This is a genomic window from Candidatus Pelagibacter sp. Uisw_113, assembly GCF_047717815.1.
In the GTDB taxonomy this organism is placed as follows: domain Bacteria; phylum Pseudomonadota; class Alphaproteobacteria; order Pelagibacterales; family Pelagibacteraceae; genus Pelagibacter.
In genome coordinates this window covers 508,222-524,580 of record NZ_CP159809.1, presented here as the reverse complement: position 1 = coordinate 524,580, position 16,359 = coordinate 508,222, and the positions used below count along the sequence as shown (strand labels likewise).

Below are 16,359 nucleotides of genomic sequence, written 5' to 3'. Positions count from 1 at the left end.
TTATGACTTTTGAAAATAAAATTAAAGAATTAAAACTAGAGCTGCCTGAGGCTAGAGACCCTGTTGGGTCATATGTTGCTTCAAAAATAATTGGCAATATGCTTTTTATATCAGGTCAAATTTCTATTGCAGAAGATGGTAAATTAATAAAAGGTAAAGTTGGAAAAGAATTAAAAACAGAAGAAGGTTATGAGGCTGCCAAGAGATGTGGCTTAAATATTATCTCTCAAGTTCAAAAAGCCTGTGATGAAGATTTATCAAAAATAAAATCTTGCGTAAAATTAACTGGATTTGTTAATTCAACAGAAGATTTTATTGAACAACCCAAAGTGGTAAATGGCGCATCAGATTTAATAGTTTCTGTTTTTGGAAATGCTGGAATGCACACAAGAGCGGCGGTTAGTGTAAACAGTCTACCATTGGGTGTGTCGGTAGAGGTTGATGCTATTTTTGAATTATATTAACGGCCAACACCAAAATATTTAATTTTTAACTCCTTCATTTTATCAGGAGAATAAATATTTCTCATATCGAACACTATAAATTTTTTATTTTTAACTGCATTGTTAAAATTTATTGATTTGAAATCATTCCACTCTGTATGAATAATTATTAAGTCCGATTCTCTTATTGCAAAATTGATATTGCTTGAAAAGTGAACATTATTTAGTTTCTTAAAATCATCTTTCTCACCAGTTGGGTCAAAATAGTTTATTTTAGCACCCATTTTATGCAATGAAGGAATCATTAATAAGCTTGATGAATCCCTCATATCATCTGTGTTAGCTTTAAATGTAACTCCTAAAAAACATATTTTTTTATTTTTAACTTTACCATTTAGAATGTTGAATACTCTTTTTATTAATAGTGAAGATCTATTTTCATTAGATTTAATTACACTTTTAATAACTGATAGATTTATTTTAAATTGATCTGCCGTTGTAACTATAGCTTTTGTGTCCTTAGGAAAGCATGAGCCTCCATAGGCAGGACCTGCTCTCAAAAAACGTCCACCAATTCTTTTATCGAGCCCCATACCAATTGAAATATCTTGAATATTAACATCAATTTTTTCACATAAATTTGCAAGCTCATTAATAAAAGTTATTTTTGTTGCCAAAAAAGCATTAGAGGCATATTTGATTAATTCAGCAGCTCTTCTTGATGTGTTTACGTATTTAGTTCCTTTTGATATTAACGGTAAATAAAGATTTTTTAAAATTTTATTCGATTTTTTATCAGTTGTACCAATTACAACTCTATCTGGATAAGTAAAATCTCTTATAGCTTCTCCTTCTCTTAAAAATTCAGGATTTGAAACAACTGAAAAAAGTTTTTTAGAAACTTTTTGTGAAATAATTTTTTCTATTTCATCACCAGTTGTAACTGGTACAGTAGATTTTGTTATTATAATCTTAAATTTAGAAATGGAAGCTCTAATTTCTTTAGCAACATTATAGATTTGACTTAAATCAGCACCATTACCATTTTTTTTTGATGGTGTGCCTACACAAATAAATATGATATCTGATTTAAAGATTGAATCCTTTAAATTTGTGGAAAATTTTAATCTTTTATTCTTATAATTTTTTAAGACCAATTCTTCTAAACCTGGTTCATAAATAGGAATTATTCCTTTTTTTAAATCTTCAACTTTTTTTATATCACGATCTATACAAATAACATCATTACCAAGGTCTGCAAAACATACCCCACTAACCAAACCAACGTATCCCGTTCCTATCATGCATAATTTCATATTTTTGAAACCTCGATGTTTGATTTAATATAACCTTTCATTGTTCCACAATCTAAATATTTTCCAGAAAAATTATGACCTATAAATTTTTCATTATCGTTTATTAGAGATTGTATAGCATCAGTAATATGAATTTCTCTTCCTTTTCCAGGTTTAAGTTTTAATAATTTATTAAAAATTTTTTTAGATAATATATACCTCCCAATAACCACATTATTTGATGGTGCAGTTTTTATAGAAGGTTTTTCTACAACACTTTTAATTATAAAATTATTATTATCAATTTTTTTTTTAACATCATAAACACCCCATCTAGAAACATTTTTTTTATTTACCTTCATGCTGGCCATAACAGATGCATTAAATCTTTTGTGAATGTCAATCATGGATTTAGAGCAATTTTTTTTAATTATTAAATCATCTGGTAGTAGCATTAAAAAATATTTACCTTTGATAAGTTTTTTAGTTTTAAGAACCGCATCACCTGTTCCAAGTGGCTTTTCTTGAAATACAAACTTAATCATTTTTTTGTATTTTAAGATTTTTTTATATTCGTTAATAATACGGGGGTCTCGTTTTTTTTTAATAATATCTTTATAAAATTTATCATTATAAAAATATTTTTTAATCATTAATTTTTTTTGTGAAATAATAAAAACAACTTCCTTAATTCCAGCATCTATACACTCATCTAAAATATATTCTATTCCAGGCTTTCCATTAATAGGTAAAAGCTCCTTAGCAAAGACACTTGTTAAAGGAAGCAATCTAGTTCCAAGTCCTGCTAAAGGAATTATAGCTTGTTTAATCATTTAAATGTTTTACTTATTAATCTTATTATTACAAATGAAATTAATAAAACAAATAACTGATTTAAATAAGGCAATTAATATAGAAAAAAGATTAGGATTTGTTCCAACAATGGGCAGCCTACATAAAGGCCATGAAGCCCTTATTAAAGAATCGCAAAAAAAGTGCAAAAAAACAATAGTTACAATTTTTGTAAATCCTACTCAATTTAATAATAAAAATGACTACAAAAATTATCCCCAGGACTTAAATAAAGATCTTAAAATTCTTAAAAAACTGAAAGTTGATTATGTTTATTTACCAACTGTAGATGAAGTTTTTAAAGAACGATTACCTAAAATTTTATTAAATAAATCACAAAAGATACTATGCGCAAGGTTTAGAAAAGGTCATTTTGAAGGTGTGCTTGATATTTTAAACCGTTTTGCAAAACTAATATCTCCTAAGTCAATATTTATGGGAGAAAAAGACTTTCAACAATTTTTTTTAGTTAAAAACTTTATTGAAAAAAAATACAAGACTAAAGTTTATGTTTGCAAAACTATTAGAGACTCAAAAATGATAGCTTTGTCATCTAGAAATAACTTATTAAATAAAAATGGTCATAATACATTAGGTTTGATTTCTAATGAATTAGTTAATTTGAAAAAAATTATTTATAAAAATAGAAAACAGTCTAAAAAAATAATTAGTATAATTAAAAAGGATTTAGTCCAAAAATTTAAAGTTAAGATTGAGTACTTAGAGTGCCGAAATACAATCAATTTAAGCACAAATATTCAGAAGAGGTCATTTAAATTATTTGTGGCTTTTTATTTAAACAACGTGAGATTAATAGATAACTTTTAAAGAAAATAAGCGCTAACACCTAAAAATGACACAAAGCCTATAACATCTGTTATGGTGGTCACAAATACACTTGATGCAATAGCGGGATCAATATTCATTTTTTTTAAAGTTATAGGCACTAAAATTCCAAATAATCCAGCAACAATCATCGTAACTATCATTGACATAGAAATTATTAGAGAAAGTAAAGAGTCTTGAAACCAAATTTGAACCACTAATGCACTTATTAATGCAAAAATAATACCATTTAAAATACCAATATTAAATTCCTTTAAGATATTTTGTGAAAAGTTATTTTTTGTTAAGTCATTTGTTGCTAAAGTTCTTACTGTAACAGCTAAAGTTTGCATACCAGCATTACCCCCCATAGAAGCAACAATTGGCATTAGAAATGCAAGAACAACCATTTGTTCGATTGTTGCACCAAATAGACTAATCACCCATGTTGCAAGAAATGCAGTAAATAGATTTAATAAAAGCCAGTTAAACCTTCTTCTGGTTTTCTTAAAAACACCGTCGGTAATTTCTTCATCACCTACCCCAGATAATCTTAAAGCATCTTCCTCAGCTTCTTCCTTTAATACAGTTAGAACATCATCATACATAATCATACCAACTAACTTGTTTGATTTATCGACAACTGCTGCTGAATTTAAGTTATAGTTTTCAAATACGTTACCAACCTCCTCTTTGTCCATATCTACAGGAATAAGTAGCTGTGATTCTGACATGATAGAAAGCATTTTGGTTTCTCTTGAGGTGGTTAAAACTTTAGACGAAGGAACAGTTCCAATTGGCTTAAAACCTTCATCTATAATGAAGATTTCTAAAAATTCGTCAGGTAAATCTTTATTTTCTCTTAGATAATCAATTGTTTGACCTACAGACCAATTACTAGGAATAGCCGTGAACTCACGTTGCATTATTCTAGCTGCTGTGTCCTCGGGATAACTTAAGCTTTCTAGTAAAGCAAATCTGTCTTTTGGGGGTAAAGAACTTAATATTGTATTCTTATCCTTTTCATCAACATTTTCTAAAATTGTTATAGCATCATCAGATTCAAGGTTTTTTAAAAGTCTGACAATAGTATCAGGTGATAGATAGGCTATAATTTCAGACTGCACTGACTCGTTTAATTCAATAAAAACTTCTGGATCTATATTGAAATTATTAAGTTTTATTAAGCTTTCTCTGTCATTTTGACCAAGGTGTTCAATTATATCAGCTGCATCGGCTGGGTGCATTTCATTAAAGGAATTAGTAATAAATTGAGCATCATTGTTAGCTATCTTAGAAGTTACAACTTTAATATACTCTTTATTAAATTCGAAATTAACTTTTTTATCTTTTATTTTTTTTATTAAAGACATAAATTTACCTATAAATCAATTTTGCACTAATAGTGTATAATAAGAATAATACAATTTATAAATGAATATAGAGATTAAAAAGTCAATAAAACCAATAAAATATGAAGATGCAATAAAATTCCTTGAGGAAAGATTGTCGGAAATAGACAGTGGTCGAAAAGGTGATTTAATATGGATCTTAGAACATGAAGAGGTTTATTCAGCAGGTACTAGCTATAAAGAAAAAGAAATTCTTAATAGAGATATAAATCTAATAAAAACAAATCGTGGAGGTAAAATTACCTATCATGGTCCAGGTCAATTAATTTGTTATTTTGTTATAGATTTAAAAAAAAGAAAAAAGGATATAAGAAAATTTATAACACTAATTGAAAAGACTATTATTGTTAGCTTGTCAAAATTTAATGTTGAATCATTTGGTGACCCAAAAAATATTGGTATTTGGACTAAACATAACGATACAATTAACAAAGTTGCAGCGATAGGTGTGAGAGTAAGAAAATGGATAGCTTATCATGGATTTGCAATAAATATTAATAACGATCTTTCAAAATATAAAAATATTATTCCGTGTGGTATTTTAGATAAAGGTGTAATAAATCTTAAAAAAATTAAAGATCAAGACTATAAGAATTTAGACAAGATAATTATTGATACGTTTTCTAAACATTTGGAAATCTAAGTCTTTTTGTCTTCAAAAGTTTTTTAAAATAATCAGGTAATAATGCTGTATAGGTATATTTTTTATCATTAATCATAAATTTAATTTGGTATGAGTGAAGCATTAAATTTTTATTTATTGCTTTATCGGTATTGCTAAATTTGTATTTTTGATCTCCATAGATTGGGCATCCCACGGCATAAAGCTGCTTTCTTAATTGGTGCTTTCTTCCTGTGATTGGCTTCATTTCAACAAGACTGCATATGGAGTTTTTATCTAGTACTTTATAAAGTGTTCTAGCTTTCTCAACTATCTCCTTATCATTGTCATATCTAGTTAAATCATCATTCCACTCTCCAGAGTCTTTTTGCAATTCACCATGACATATAGCCAGGTACGTTTTGTGTACTTTTCTGAGTCTAAATAAAGAGGTTAATAACTGAGCAGACTCTCTATGCTTCGCCATAATAAAAACTCCAGACGTATCCTTATCAAGTCTATGAACGGAAAATGGTTTTGTGTCTTGAAAAATTTCACTACGTGCAAATATATCTACAAGATTTTTTTTAGATTTAGTCCCACCTTGAACTGAAATACCAGAGCTTTTATTAAGAACAATGAAATCATCATTGTTATCAATTATTAATTCTTCATTCTCTTTAATAACTTCTTCCGAAGGCACAAATTTAATTGTTTTTTGAACAATTGTTTCTTTAAAATCAAAATTAAATAAATCTATAATGTCTCCTGTCTTTACTTTGTGAGAGCTTTTTATTTTTTTACTATTAATTTTAACTTTTCCGCTCTTTAAACTTTTTTCAATTAGGCCTTGCGGGTAATTACCTAGGTTGTTACGTATCCACCTGTCGATACGCATATCGTTAAACGTTGAATCAACGTTAAAAGACTTTTTCATGATGATATAATTTTATATAAAAAATTAAGCAGTAGCTAATTTTTTCTCTTCAGTTTTATCTTTTGTTAGATCTTTTTTCTTTCTATCCACTCTTTTTGCTTCAACATCTCTATCCACAAATTCAATTACAGCCATAGGTGCATTGTCACCGTATCTAAAGCCGGCTTTAATAATTCTAGTATATCCTCCGTTTCTTTTTTCATATCTTTTAGACAAAGTTTTTGTAACCTTACGAGCTGAGGTAATATCCTGTAATTTAGTCATCAACATCTTTGTTGTTAGTAGAGTTTCTTTTTTACCTAATGTTATGATCTTATCTGCTTGAGGCTTTAGAAATTTTGCTTTTGGAAGTGTTGTGGTAATCTGCTCATATTTAATTAAAGAGTTTAACATGTTCTTTAATAATGCTTTTCTATGTTCAGAAGTTCTATTTAACTTCTTATTAGCCATTCCGTGTCTCATTAGATTTGCTCCTCTAACTTTTTGGACATTTCAGCTATATTTTCTGGTGGCCAGTTTGGTATCTCCATACCTAAATATAAAGACATACCAGTTAAAACTTCTTTTATTTCATTAAGTGATTTTCTTCCAAAGTTAGGTGTTCTAAGCATTTCACCCTCTGACTTTTGAACCAAATCTCCAATGTAAATAATATTATCATTTTTAAGACAATTCATAGAACGCACAGATAGTTCTAGTTCTTCAACTTTTCTCAATAAATTTTTATTGAATTCTGGCTCAGTTGAAACTTCTTTAATTGGTGCTTCCACTGGTTCATCAAAATTAACAAACATATTAAGTTGATCTTGAAAAATTCTTGCTGAATAAGCAACGGCATCTTCAGCCGAAATTGAACCATTTGTTTCAACTTCCATAGTTAACTTATCATAGTCTAAGGCTTTTCCCTCTCTAGCAGTACTAATAGTATATGAAACTTTTTTAACCGGGCTATACAAAGAATCTATTGCAATCAAACCTAATGGTGGTTCCTCTGGCTTATTCATTACTGCTGGGACATAACCTTTGCCAGTTCCAACATTCATTTCCATATGAAAATTAGTATTTTCATCCAAATTACAAATTACTAAATCAGGATTTAAAATTTCAATATCAGTAACAGATTCTATATCCGAGGCTTTAATTTCTCCAGGCCCCTTAGCGTCTAAAATAAGTTTTTTAGCTCCATCTGAAGAGCTTTTCAAAGCAAGAGACTTAACATTTAAAACTATATCGGTTACATCCTCTCTAACACCTTTAATAGATGTAAATTCGTGTAACACTCCATCAATTTGAATTGAGGTTACAGCTGCACCTCTGATAGATGAAAGTAAAATCCTTCTTAAGGAATTACCTAAAGTCAATCCATAACCTTTTTCTAATGGTTCAGCTATGATTTTAGCTTGTGATTTATCATCACTAATTTTAACATCTAATTGAGATGGTTTAATTAATGCTTTCCAATTTTTAGCATTTACATTTAAACTTTCCATTTTACTAAACTCTCCTTTTCTTTGGTGGTCTTACGCCATTATGTGGCATTGGTGTTGTATCTTTTATTGAAAGAATTTTAAATCCTTTAGCTTGTAATGCTCTTAATGCTGTTTCTCTTCCTGAACCAGGTCCTTTAACTTCAACTGATAAAGTTTTCATTCCATATTCTAAAGCTTTAGATGCAGCTGCGTCTGCTGCAACTTGGGCAGCATAAGGAGTTGATTTTCTTGATCCTTTAAAACCTTTTTGACCGGCTGACGCCCATGAAATAACATTGCCATTTGTGTCTGCTATTGAAATTATCGTGTTATTAAATGTTGACTGGACATAAGCAATACCATTCAGTATGTTTTTTTTAATTTTTTTCTTTTTTGAATAAGAACTTTTTTTAGACTTTTTATCTACTTTTTTTTCAGCTTTTTTTTCTACAACAGAGTCTGCATTTTCAACTTTTTCTACTTTAGCCATAAATAATTATTTTTTAAGTGGTGTTAATTTTTTACCAGCAATTGCGATTGCTTTACCTTTTCTTGTTCTTGCATTACATCTTGTTCTTTGTCCTCTAACTGGAAGTTTTTTTCTATGTCTAGATCCTCTATAGCATGCGAGATCAATCAATCTTTTAATTGTTAAAGAATAATCTCTCCTAAGATCACCTTCAACTTTAAAATTTGCATCTATATATTCTCTAATTTTTAAAATATCATCGTCAGTCAATTCGTTTATTCTTTTAGCTTTAGGAATTTCTAAAGAAGTGCAAATTTGGTTAGAAAATTTACCACCGATACCGTAGATGTACGTTAGTCCTATGTGGACAAGTTTGTTTTGGGGAATGTTAACACCTGCTATACGAGCCATATTTCTGAGAATAAATTTAGCCTTTTATATAAGAAGATGTTCTAAAGTCAACGTCTTATACCTTAAGAATTTCATCGATTTTATTGGTTATTTGATCAATTTCAGCAGCACCATCGATTTCAGTGAAATTTAAATTTTTTGAATAGAAATCTAATACCGGCTTTGTAGAAGACATGTAAGTATCATATCTAGAGATAACAATGTCAAGATTATCATCTTTTCTTTTTTTTAAATATGCGACACCACACGGATGAAGCTCTATTTCATTTTTATTGAAATACTCATTTAATGTCATGTTACATTTTTCACAGGTCATTCTACCCATAATACGCTTTTCAATGGTGTTTCTTGAGACATTTAAAAATATAGTGTGCCCTATTATTTGTTTAAACTCTTTTAATATTACTTCCAAATTGATAGCTTGCTCAACATTTCTTGGATATCCATCAAAAATAATTCTATCTCTATATTTTAAATTAGTCAGAGATTGTCTCAATAAAGTATTTACTATTTCATCTGAAACAAATTTGCCGTTAGATATTAATTTTTCTATATCAACTCCAAGATCCGTTTTAGATTTAACTTCATCTCTTAATAAATTTCCTGTTGATAGTTGGAAATAATTATGTTTTTTAACAATAGATTGAGCTTGAGTCCCCTTGCCTGCACCTGGAGGACCAAAAAGAATTATATTCACTTAGTTATTTTCCGAATTTTGTTTTTTTAACTAATTGCTCATATTGAGAGCTCATCAATCTAGTTTGGATTTGTGTAACAGTATCAATTGCAACTACAACAACAATTAAAATAGAAGTTCCACCAAGATAAAAAGGTATTGGATAATTAGCAATTAAAAATTCTGGCATTAAACAAACAATTGTTAAATACAGAGCTCCAATTGTTGTTAGTTTTGTTACAATTTTATCAATATACAAAGCAGTGTTTTCACCCGGTCTAATCCCAGGTATAAAACCACCATATTTTCTTAAATTATCAGCAGTCTCAGTTGAATTAAATGTTATCGATGTATAGAAAAAAGTAAAAAATATTATTCCAGAAGCATAAAGCAACATGTAAAGAGGTTGCCCCTGTGTAAAGTATGAACTTATATTCAAGAATGCATCATTGTCTGAAAAACTAAAATTAGAAAAAGTTACAGGTAATAATAATAAAGCTGATGCAAAAATTGCCGGTATAACACCAGCTTGGTTAATTTTTAAGGGTAAATGAGAAGATTCACCACCATACATTTTATTTCCCATTTGTCTTTTAGGATAGTTTATTAAAATTTTTCTTAATGCTCTTTCCATAAATACAATGAACATTATTGTTGCAATTAATAATACAAAAATTCCAATAATCATAATTGTAGAAACTGCACCAGTTCTACCAAGTTCAAATGTAGTAACTAAAGCACGTGGAATTTCAGCAACAATACCCGCAAAAATAATCAATGAAATACCATTACCAATACCTCTTTGTGTTATTTGTTCACCAAGCCACATTAAAAACATTGTACCAGCAACAATGGTTGAGACTGCTGTTATGGTAAAAAATGACCCTGGATTAATAACTAAGTCAGGAGAAGACTGTAAACCTATAGACAATCCATAACCCTGAACAGTAGCAAGAACAACTGTTCCATATCTTGTGATCTGAGTGATTTTTGCTCTTCCGGTTTCACCTTGTGCCTTTAAATTTTTAAAATAATCAGATACACCAGTTAACAACTGAACTATAATTGATGATGAAATATATGGCATAATCCCAAGTGCAAATATAGCCATTCTACTCACAGCTCCACCTGAAAAGACGTTAAACATCCCAAGTAATCCTTTTTGATTACCACTCATCATTGTCTGTAATTGTTCAGGATCGATACCTGGAATTGGCACAAAAGTACCAAATCTATAAACTGCTAGGATAAAAATTGTAAAGATTATTCGATTTTTAAGATCATTAGTTTGAGAAGATGCACTCATAATATCTTAATTATTTTTTTAATTGTATTGTGCCGCCAGCTTTTTCTAATTTAACTACAGCAGCTTTTGATATTAGATCAGCTTCAATGCTAACTTTATCTTTAATGTCACCTGTGCCTAGTATTTTTAATTTTTGCGAATTCTTGTTAATTAATTTCAATTTTATAAGTAAAGCCATGTTTATTACATCGCTTGAATTAATAGTTTTTTCATCGATATATGATTGAATTTTCTCTAAATTCATTATTGCTATAACAGCTTGGTATCTCTTAATTGCATTAAAGCCTCTTTTAGGTAATCTTCTATATAAAGGCATTTGACCACCTTCAAAAGCTTTGATGGCAACACCAGATCTAGATTTTTGACCCTTAACACCTCTTCCAGAAGTTTTTCCTTTTCCAGAACCGATACCTCTACCAACTCTCATCTTTTTTTTGTATAAAACTTTTCCAGTAGTATTTAATGTAGTCATTATCCTCTTTTTTCAATTACATCAGAAATTTTTTTATTTCTAATAGTTGCAATATGTTTTGGTGAATTCTGTTTTGAAAGAGCCTTCATTGTAGCTCTTATCATGTTATGAGGGTTTGATGTTCCCATTGATTTAGCAACTATATCTTTAATTCCTAAAACTTCACAAACTGCTCTCACAGGGCCACCAGCAATAATACCAGTCCCTTTTGGAGCTGATCTTAAAATAATTTTACCTGCACCATCTTTTCCATAAACATCATGGTGTATAGTTCTGCCCTCTCTTAAAGGTATATGAATTAATTTTCTTCTGGCATTTTCATTTGCTTTTTTAATTGCATCTGGAACTTGTTTGGCTTTGGCATGAGCTATACCAATTTTACCTGCTTGATTACCCACAACAACTAGTGCTGAAAAACCAAATCTACGACCACCTTTTACAACTTTTGTAATTCTGTTGATGTGAACTAGTTTTTCTAAAATTCCATCGTCAATTTTTTTCTTAAATTCCATAATTAAAATTCCATTCCATTTTTACGTAACGTTTCAGCAAATGCCTTAACTCTACCATGATATTTGTAAACACCTCTATCAAAATAAATCTTAGTTATCTTTTTTTCTACTGCTTTTTTTGCTAATTTTTCAGCAACAATTTTAGAAATATCTGTCTTATTAACTTTGTTCATAGCTTTAACGTCTTTTTCAATAGAAGAAGAAGAAAGCAAGGTAATATTTTTAACATCATCAATTATTTGAGCAGATATATTTTTTAAAGATCTTGAAATACTTAGTCTAAATCTATCGGGAGAAGAAACATTTTTAACTTTATTAGTTACTCTGAATTTTTTTCTTTGGGTTGCATTTAATTTCATTATTTTTTCTTTCCTTCTTTTCTTAATATATATTGACCTTTTTCTCTAATTCCCTTGCCTTTATAAGGCTCAGGTTTTCTAAAAGATTTAATTTTTGAACAAACCATACCAACTTGTTGTTTGTCAGATCCGCTAACTTTGACGGTAGTTTGTTTTTCAACAACAATCTTAATACCTTCTGGTATATCAAAATTTATATCATGACTATAACCAAGCTGTAGATTTAATTGTTTTTCTTTTAGCGCAGCTCTATATCCAACGCCCACTAACTCTAATATTTTTTCATAACCAGTGCTAGAGCCAATTACGGCATTATTAATTAAACTTCTATTCATACCCCATAATCTTTTGGAATTTTGGTCAACTTTTTTTGGTTTAATTGAAATTTCTTTTCCCTCAGTTATATCAAGATTAAACATTTCCAAATCAACATTAAGTGATTTTTTACCTAATGGACCTTCTATATTAAGAACACTACCCGAGAGTACTGCTTTAACTTGTTCTGGAATTGAAATACTTATTTTACCAATTTTAGACATTAAAATACCTTACAGATTATTTCTCCACCGACTTTTTGCTTTCTAGCATCAACATCGGTCATAACACCTTTTGGAGTAGAAACTATTGCCACACCAAGCCCACCATTAATTTTTGGTAAACTATCAGCACTTGAAAATATTCTTCTTCCTGGCTTTGACACTCTTTCAAATGTGCTAATAACTGGGTTTCCTGAATAATATTTTAGGTCTATAGATAAAACTGGTTTTTTATCTTCAGTATCAATTTTATATTCTTTGATAAAACCTTCATTTTTTAAAATATCTGCAATTTTCACTTTAAAGTTAGAAGAAGGTAGTGCAACTTTTTTGTGATTTCTCACTAAAGCATTTTTTATTCTTGCGATCATATCCCCTATTGGGTCACTTAAACTCATATATTCCTTTCTACCAGCTCGACTTCGTCATACCTGGAATTAATCCATGCAATCCTAAGTCTCTTAGAGCTATTCTTGATATTTTTAATTTTCTGTAAACACCATGCGGTCTTCCAGTGATTTGACACCTATTCATTACTCTATTTTTTGCAGAGTTTCTAGGCAAATTAGATAATTTTTGTTGTGCTTTAAATCTTTCTTCAAGAGAAATTTTCTTATCCATAATAATTTTTTTCAAAGCTAATCTTTTTTTAAACAATCTATCTGAAAGTTTAATTCTCTTATCATTCTTTTGAACCGCACTTACTTTAGCCATTTTAATTATCTCCTTTTTTAATAAATGGAAAATTTAATTTTTCTAGAAGTGCAAAACTATGGTCTTTATTCATAGCAGCAATTACAACCACAACATCAAGACCTCTAATTTTGTCTATTCTATCAAAATTAACTTCGTGAAAAATTATATGTTCTTTAATTCCAAAAGTATAATTACCAAATTTATCGAAACCTTTGGGAGATAAACCTCTAAAATCTTTAATTCTAGGTAGAGCAATGTTAACTAGTCTATCGATAAATTCATACATTTTATTACCTCTTAAGGTAACTTTTAAACCTGCGTTTGTACCTTTTCTTGTTTTAAAGTTAGCAACTGATTTCTTAAATTTTGTAACTGTAGGTTTTTGTCCTGTAATTTTTCCCAAATCCTCTTCAGTAGATTTCATAATTTTGGCATCAGCTCCATCAAGACCTAAGCCCATATTAATAACAACTTTAATTACTTTTGGTCCTTGAAAGGTATTTTTAAATCCTAATTGCTCTTTAAGTGCAGGTTGAATTTCTTTATAATAAAGTTCTTTTAATCTTGGTGTCATTATTTTTTAGCCTCAGTTTTTTTTATTTTTTCTTTTGCATCAACAAGTGCAAGGTTTGAAATATGAATAAAGCTTTCTTTAGAAATAATTCCACCTTTTTTTTCTTTTGTAGTCTTCACATGTTTTTTCACAATATTAATCCCTTGAACTTTTACTCTATTATTAGGTCTGTCAATTTCAATAACTTCACCTTCTTTTTTTTTATCTCTTCCAGTTAATACTTTTACTTTAGAACCTTTTTTAATCATTTTATAATACCTCAGGAGCTAATGAAATTATTTTCATTTGACCTCTATTTCTTAATTCTCTTGTAACAGGCCCAAAGATTCTAGTTCCAACTGGTTCACCTTTATCATCAATCAATACCGCTGCATTGTTATCAAATTTAACTTTTGAACCATCCTCTCTATGAATTCCATATTTAACACGTACTACGACTGCTTTGTGTACAGAGCCTTTTTTTACTTTACCCTTGGGTATTGCTTCTTTTACTGCAACAACGATTGTATCACCAATACTAGCATATCTACGTTTTGACCCACCTAGAACCTTAATACATTCAATTCTTTTTGCACCAGTGTTGTCTGCGACTAACATTTCAGTTTGCACCTGTATCATTTAGAACCATCCATTACTTGAAATTTTTTATTTTTTGAAAACGGTTTACATTCAATAATTGAAACTTTGTCTCCAGTTTTGAATTTATTGTTTTCATCATGTGCATTGTATTTTTTTTGAACTTTAACCACTTTTTTTAGCACGGGATGTGAATATTTTCTTTCTACAGCTACAGTAATGGTTTTATTAGGCTTATCACTGGTAACTACTCCTGTTAATATTTTTTTAGGCATTTAATTTTCCTTTTAGTATAGTTTTTAACCTTGCTATCGTTTTTTTTGTTTGTCCAATTTTTGATGGATCTTTAATTTCAGAATTAATTCTTTGAAATCGAAAATTAAATAAATCTTTTTTCAATTTATCTATATTTTTTAATAATTCGTCTTTAGATAATTTTTTAATTTCTTGTATTTTCATATTATGCAAATCTTTTTATAAACTTAGTTTTAATAGGTAATTTAGCTGATGCTTTATAAAGAGCTTCCTTTGCAATTGCTTCTGAAACACCATCAATTTCAAACAAAATTCTACCTGGTTTAACTCTGCATGCCCAATATTCAGGAGCACCCTTACCTTTACCCATTCTTACTTCAACAGGTTTTTTTGAAACTGGAATATTTGGAAAAATTCTGGTCCAAACACGTCCTTGTCTTTTCATGTGTCTCGTTAAAGCGACTCTAGCAGCTTCAATTTGTTTACCAATAATTCTTTCAGGAGCCATAGCTTTTAAAGCAAATGATCCATAATTAATCTTTGCAGCGCGTGTAGCTGTTCCATGAATTCTACCTTTGTGTGCTTTTCTATATTTTGTTCTTACCGGCTGTAACATAATTACTCTTTAACTTCTTTAGGTTTTACTTTATTTGTTTCTTGACTAAATTCTTTTGCAAATACTTCACCTTTATAAATCCAAACTTTAATTCCAATAATACCAAAAGTTGTTAAAGCTTCTGCTTCATCATAATCAATATCTGCTCTTAATGTGTGAGAAGGAATACTACCCTCTCTCAACCACTCTGTTCTTGCAATTTCATTACCACCAAGTCTACCACTTATTGCAACTTTAATTCCTTTGGCACCTAGTCTCATACAAGATTGCATGGCTCTCTTCATTGCTCTTCTGTACGATATTCTTTTTACAAGTTGTTGTGCGATATTTTCCGCTACCAAAAAAGCATTAGTTTCAGGTTTTTTTACCTCTTTAATATTTAAAGACACTTCGTTGCTAGTAAATTTAGATAAATTATTTTTAATTTTATCAATATCGCTACCTTTTTTACCAATAACAAAGCCTGGTCTTGAAGTATAAATTGTAACAAAACATTTATTTGAAGTTCTCTCTATCATAACTTTTGATACACCAGAGTTAACTACATTTTTCTTGATATGGGCTCTAATCTTAAAATCTTCAATTAAATAATTTCCAAAGTCTTTTTTTTTAGCATACCAAACAGAGTCCCAACCTCTATTTACACCAAGTCTAAAACCTATTGGATTAACTTTTTGTCCCATGACTCTCCATTTGTTTTGCTTCTGATAATATAATTGTAATTGTTGAATATGGTTTTAAAATCGGTGCAGCTCTTCCTTTTGCTCTAGGTCTAAATCTTTTCATAACAACTTTTTTTCCACAATAAGCTTCTTTAACAATTAATTTATCTATATCATATTGATTATTATTTTCAGCATTAGCAATAGCCGATGAAACAGTTTTTCTAATCTCTCTTGTTATTCTTTTTGCAGAAAATTGTAATTCTCTAATAGCAACATCAACTTTTTTTCCAACAATTGCCTTAAGAATAGGATTAAGTTTTCTTACACTAGATCTAATATTATTATTTACAGATCTAACTGTATCTACTTTAACTCTATTAATTTTCTTTTTCTTATTCATGG

Annotated in this window: 27 protein-coding genes; 3 read left to right on the top strand and 24 right to left on the bottom strand. The window is 29.4% G+C overall.

Features of this window, described 5'->3' with window-relative positions:
• Positions 1–2: 2 nt before the first annotated feature.
• Positions 3–464 carry a RidA family protein gene (locus tag ABXT39_RS02875; protein ID WP_415295762.1) on the top strand — a complete coding sequence of 154 codons (462 nt, stop codon included), beginning with the start codon at positions 3–5 and terminating at the stop codon, positions 462–464.
• On the opposite strand, the gene ABXT39_RS02870 is transcribed toward ABXT39_RS02875, so the two are convergent.
• The gene (locus ABXT39_RS02870) at positions 461–1,759 is read right to left on the bottom strand and encodes a UDP-glucose dehydrogenase family protein (RefSeq protein ID WP_415295761.1); all 1,299 of its coding nucleotides are present in this window, start codon (positions 1,757–1,759) and stop codon (positions 461–463) included. The two genes, ABXT39_RS02875 and ABXT39_RS02870, sit on opposite strands and share 4 nt — an antisense overlap.
• Positions 1,756–2,571, bottom strand: a complete 816-nt coding sequence (locus ABXT39_RS02865; protein ID WP_415295760.1) for a sugar phosphate nucleotidyltransferase — start codon at positions 2,569–2,571, stop codon at positions 1,756–1,758. Before ABXT39_RS02865 ends, ABXT39_RS02870 begins: the two co-directional genes overlap by 4 nt.
• 4 nt (positions 2,572–2,575) lie before the next feature.
• On the opposite strand from ABXT39_RS02865, the gene ABXT39_RS02860 reads away from it, so the two are divergent.
• Complete coding sequence (locus ABXT39_RS02860; protein WP_415295759.1) at positions 2,576–3,418, top strand: pantoate--beta-alanine ligase; 843 nt, start codon at positions 2,576–2,578, stop codon at positions 3,416–3,418.
• Here ABXT39_RS02860 and mgtE read toward each other — a convergent pair.
• Positions 3,415–4,788: a magnesium transporter gene (gene mgtE / locus ABXT39_RS02855; RefSeq protein WP_415295758.1), complete on the bottom strand. Its 1,374-nt coding sequence runs from the start codon at positions 4,786–4,788 to the stop codon at positions 3,415–3,417. The genes ABXT39_RS02860 and mgtE overlap by 4 nt on opposite strands.
• 61 nt (positions 4,789–4,849) lie before the next feature.
• On the opposite strand from mgtE, the gene lipB reads away from it, so the two are divergent.
• On the top strand, positions 4,850–5,470 hold the full coding sequence (gene lipB / locus ABXT39_RS02850) for a lipoyl(octanoyl) transferase LipB (protein WP_415295757.1): 621 nt from the start codon (positions 4,850–4,852) through the stop codon (positions 5,468–5,470).
• On the opposite strand, the gene ABXT39_RS02845 is transcribed toward lipB, so the two are convergent.
• Genes ABXT39_RS02845 through rplV form a run of 21 tightly spaced genes read right to left on the bottom strand, consistent with a single transcriptional unit; the run spans position 5,451 to position 16,357 of the window.
• A complete protein-coding gene (locus ABXT39_RS02845) occupies positions 5,451–6,365 on the bottom strand; it encodes an RluA family pseudouridine synthase (protein ID WP_415295756.1) in 915 nt (304 codons plus the stop codon). The genes lipB and ABXT39_RS02845 overlap by 20 nt on opposite strands.
• A 24-nt stretch (positions 6,366–6,389) precedes the next feature.
• Positions 6,390–6,827 (bottom strand): 50S ribosomal protein L17, encoded by a 438-nt coding sequence (rplQ, locus tag ABXT39_RS02840; protein ID WP_415295755.1) that lies wholly within the window; start codon positions 6,825–6,827, stop codon positions 6,390–6,392.
• Positions 6,827–7,855 (bottom strand): DNA-directed RNA polymerase subunit alpha, encoded by a 1,029-nt coding sequence (locus ABXT39_RS02835; RefSeq protein ID WP_415295754.1) that lies wholly within the window; start codon positions 7,853–7,855, stop codon positions 6,827–6,829. The genes rplQ and ABXT39_RS02835 overlap by 1 nt, the downstream gene beginning before the upstream one ends.
• 4 nt (positions 7,856–7,859) lie before the next feature.
• Positions 7,860–8,324, bottom strand: a complete 465-nt coding sequence (rpsK, locus tag ABXT39_RS02830; RefSeq protein WP_415295753.1) for a 30S ribosomal protein S11 — start codon at positions 8,322–8,324, stop codon at positions 7,860–7,862.
• A gap of 6 nt (positions 8,325–8,330) precedes the next feature.
• Positions 8,331–8,714, bottom strand: coding sequence for a 30S ribosomal protein S13 (gene rpsM, locus ABXT39_RS02825; protein WP_415295752.1), 384 nt, complete (start codon positions 8,712–8,714; stop codon positions 8,331–8,333).
• A gap of 55 nt (positions 8,715–8,769) precedes the next feature.
• On the bottom strand, positions 8,770–9,411 hold the full coding sequence (locus ABXT39_RS02820; RefSeq protein WP_415295751.1) for an adenylate kinase: 642 nt from the start codon (positions 9,409–9,411) through the stop codon (positions 8,770–8,772).
• A gap of 4 nt (positions 9,412–9,415) precedes the next feature.
• A complete protein-coding gene (secY, locus tag ABXT39_RS02815) occupies positions 9,416–10,696 on the bottom strand; it encodes a preprotein translocase subunit SecY (protein ID WP_415295750.1) in 1,281 nt (426 codons plus the stop codon).
• A gap of 10 nt (positions 10,697–10,706) precedes the next feature.
• Positions 10,707–11,168 carry a 50S ribosomal protein L15 gene (gene rplO, locus ABXT39_RS02810; RefSeq protein ID WP_415295749.1) on the bottom strand — a complete coding sequence of 154 codons (462 nt, stop codon included), beginning with the start codon at positions 11,166–11,168 and terminating at the stop codon, positions 10,707–10,709.
• On the bottom strand, positions 11,168–11,680 hold the full coding sequence (rpsE, locus tag ABXT39_RS02805) for a 30S ribosomal protein S5 (protein WP_415295748.1): 513 nt from the start codon (positions 11,678–11,680) through the stop codon (positions 11,168–11,170). The genes rplO and rpsE overlap by 1 nt, the downstream gene beginning before the upstream one ends.
• 2 nt (positions 11,681–11,682) lie before the next feature.
• Positions 11,683–12,039, bottom strand: coding sequence for a 50S ribosomal protein L18 (gene rplR, locus ABXT39_RS02800; RefSeq protein ID WP_415295747.1), 357 nt, complete (start codon positions 12,037–12,039; stop codon positions 11,683–11,685).
• Positions 12,039–12,578 (bottom strand): 50S ribosomal protein L6, encoded by a 540-nt coding sequence (gene rplF / locus ABXT39_RS02795; RefSeq protein WP_415295746.1) that lies wholly within the window; start codon positions 12,576–12,578, stop codon positions 12,039–12,041. The genes rplR and rplF overlap by 1 nt, the downstream gene beginning before the upstream one ends.
• Entirely contained in the window at positions 12,578–12,973 is a 396-nt protein-coding gene (gene rpsH, locus ABXT39_RS02790) for a 30S ribosomal protein S8 (RefSeq protein WP_271492411.1), read from the bottom strand. The genes rplF and rpsH overlap by 1 nt, the downstream gene beginning before the upstream one ends.
• 10 nt (positions 12,974–12,983) lie before the next feature.
• On the bottom strand, positions 12,984–13,289 hold the full coding sequence (gene rpsN, locus ABXT39_RS02785; RefSeq protein ID WP_271492416.1) for a 30S ribosomal protein S14: 306 nt from the start codon (positions 13,287–13,289) through the stop codon (positions 12,984–12,986).
• Position 13,290: 1 nt separating this feature from the next.
• Positions 13,291–13,845 carry a 50S ribosomal protein L5 gene (gene rplE / locus ABXT39_RS02780; protein ID WP_415295745.1) on the bottom strand — a complete coding sequence of 185 codons (555 nt, stop codon included), beginning with the start codon at positions 13,843–13,845 and terminating at the stop codon, positions 13,291–13,293.
• A complete protein-coding gene (gene rplX / locus ABXT39_RS02775) occupies positions 13,845–14,093 on the bottom strand; it encodes a 50S ribosomal protein L24 (protein ID WP_415295744.1) in 249 nt (82 codons plus the stop codon). Before rplX ends, rplE begins: the two co-directional genes overlap by 1 nt.
• A 1-nt stretch (position 14,094) precedes the next feature.
• Positions 14,095–14,463, bottom strand: coding sequence for a 50S ribosomal protein L14 (gene rplN, locus ABXT39_RS02770; protein ID WP_415295743.1), 369 nt, complete (start codon positions 14,461–14,463; stop codon positions 14,095–14,097).
• Complete coding sequence (rpsQ, locus tag ABXT39_RS02765) at positions 14,460–14,696, bottom strand: 30S ribosomal protein S17 (protein ID WP_271492425.1); 237 nt, start codon at positions 14,694–14,696, stop codon at positions 14,460–14,462. Before rpsQ ends, rplN begins: the two co-directional genes overlap by 4 nt.
• Positions 14,689–14,880 carry a 50S ribosomal protein L29 gene (rpmC, locus tag ABXT39_RS02760; protein WP_415295742.1) on the bottom strand — a complete coding sequence of 64 codons (192 nt, stop codon included), beginning with the start codon at positions 14,878–14,880 and terminating at the stop codon, positions 14,689–14,691. Before rpmC ends, rpsQ begins: the two co-directional genes overlap by 8 nt.
• A gap of 1 nt (position 14,881) precedes the next feature.
• Positions 14,882–15,292: a 50S ribosomal protein L16 gene (gene rplP / locus ABXT39_RS02755; RefSeq protein ID WP_271525610.1), complete on the bottom strand. Its 411-nt coding sequence runs from the start codon at positions 15,290–15,292 to the stop codon at positions 14,882–14,884.
• A 2-nt stretch (positions 15,293–15,294) separates the two neighbouring features.
• Positions 15,295–15,975, bottom strand: a complete 681-nt coding sequence (gene rpsC / locus ABXT39_RS02750; protein WP_415295741.1) for a 30S ribosomal protein S3 — start codon at positions 15,973–15,975, stop codon at positions 15,295–15,297.
• Complete coding sequence (gene rplV, locus ABXT39_RS02745; RefSeq protein ID WP_415295740.1) at positions 15,959–16,357, bottom strand: 50S ribosomal protein L22; 399 nt, start codon at positions 16,355–16,357, stop codon at positions 15,959–15,961. The genes rpsC and rplV overlap by 17 nt, the downstream gene beginning before the upstream one ends.
• Between the last annotated feature and the right edge of the window lie 2 nt (positions 16,358–16,359).

Excerpts from the sequence above, each read along its gene's own strand:
- ABXT39_RS02875 (WP_415295762.1), top strand. The coding sequence starts at position 3 with ATGACTTTTGAAAATAAAATTAAAGAATTAAAACTAGAGCTGCCTGAG.
- ABXT39_RS02870 (WP_415295761.1), bottom strand. The coding sequence starts at position 1,759 with ATGAAATTATGCATGATAGGAACGGGATACGTTGGTTTGGTTAGTGGG.
- ABXT39_RS02865 (WP_415295760.1), bottom strand. The coding sequence starts at position 2,571 with ATGATTAAACAAGCTATAATTCCTTTAGCAGGACTTGGAACTAGATTG.
- ABXT39_RS02860 (WP_415295759.1), top strand. The coding sequence starts at position 2,576 with ATGTTTTACTTATTAATCTTATTATTACAAATGAAATTAATAAAACAA.
- mgtE (WP_415295758.1), bottom strand. The coding sequence starts at position 4,788 with ATGTCTTTAATAAAAAAAATAAAAGATAAAAAAGTTAATTTCGAATTT.
- lipB (WP_415295757.1), top strand. The coding sequence starts at position 4,850 with ATGAATATAGAGATTAAAAAGTCAATAAAACCAATAAAATATGAAGAT.
- ABXT39_RS02845 (WP_415295756.1), bottom strand. The coding sequence starts at position 6,365 with ATGAAAAAGTCTTTTAACGTTGATTCAACGTTTAACGATATGCGTATC.
- rplQ (WP_415295755.1), bottom strand. The coding sequence starts at position 6,827 with ATGAGACACGGAATGGCTAATAAGAAGTTAAATAGAACTTCTGAACAT.
- ABXT39_RS02835 (WP_415295754.1), bottom strand. The coding sequence starts at position 7,855 with ATGGAAAGTTTAAATGTAAATGCTAAAAATTGGAAAGCATTAATTAAA.
- rpsK (WP_415295753.1), bottom strand. The coding sequence starts at position 8,324 with ATGGCTAAAGTAGAAAAAGTTGAAAATGCAGACTCTGTTGTAGAAAAA.
- rpsM (WP_415295752.1), bottom strand. The coding sequence starts at position 8,714 with ATGGCTCGTATAGCAGGTGTTAACATTCCCCAAAACAAACTTGTCCAC.
- secY (WP_415295750.1), bottom strand. The coding sequence starts at position 10,696 with ATGAGTGCATCTTCTCAAACTAATGATCTTAAAAATCGAATAATCTTT.
- rplO (WP_415295749.1), bottom strand. The coding sequence starts at position 11,168 with ATGACTACATTAAATACTACTGGAAAAGTTTTATACAAAAAAAAGATG.
- rpsE (WP_415295748.1), bottom strand. The coding sequence starts at position 11,680 with ATGGAATTTAAGAAAAAAATTGACGATGGAATTTTAGAAAAACTAGTT.
- rplR (WP_415295747.1), bottom strand. The coding sequence starts at position 12,039 with ATGAAATTAAATGCAACCCAAAGAAAAAAATTCAGAGTAACTAATAAA.
- rplF (WP_415295746.1), bottom strand. The coding sequence starts at position 12,578 with ATGTCTAAAATTGGTAAAATAAGTATTTCAATTCCAGAACAAGTTAAA.
- rpsH (WP_271492411.1), bottom strand. The coding sequence starts at position 12,973 with ATGAGTTTAAGTGACCCAATAGGGGATATGATCGCAAGAATAAAAAAT.
- rpsN (WP_271492416.1), bottom strand. The coding sequence starts at position 13,289 with ATGGCTAAAGTAAGTGCGGTTCAAAAGAATGATAAGAGAATTAAACTT.
- rplE (WP_415295745.1), bottom strand. The coding sequence starts at position 13,845 with ATGACACCAAGATTAAAAGAACTTTATTATAAAGAAATTCAACCTGCA.
- rplX (WP_415295744.1), bottom strand. The coding sequence starts at position 14,093 with ATGATTAAAAAAGGTTCTAAAGTAAAAGTATTAACTGGAAGAGATAAA.
- rplN (WP_415295743.1), bottom strand. The coding sequence starts at position 14,463 with ATGATACAGGTGCAAACTGAAATGTTAGTCGCAGACAACACTGGTGCA.
- rpsQ (WP_271492425.1), bottom strand. The coding sequence starts at position 14,696 with ATGCCTAAAAAAATATTAACAGGAGTAGTTACCAGTGATAAGCCTAAT.
- rpmC (WP_415295742.1), bottom strand. The coding sequence starts at position 14,880 with ATGAAAATACAAGAAATTAAAAAATTATCTAAAGACGAATTATTAAAA.
- rplP (WP_271525610.1), bottom strand. The coding sequence starts at position 15,292 with ATGTTACAGCCGGTAAGAACAAAATATAGAAAAGCACACAAAGGTAGA.
- rpsC (WP_415295741.1), bottom strand. The coding sequence starts at position 15,975 with ATGGGACAAAAAGTTAATCCAATAGGTTTTAGACTTGGTGTAAATAGA.
- rplV (WP_415295740.1), bottom strand. The coding sequence starts at position 16,357 with ATGAATAAGAAAAAGAAAATTAATAGAGTTAAAGTAGATACAGTTAGA.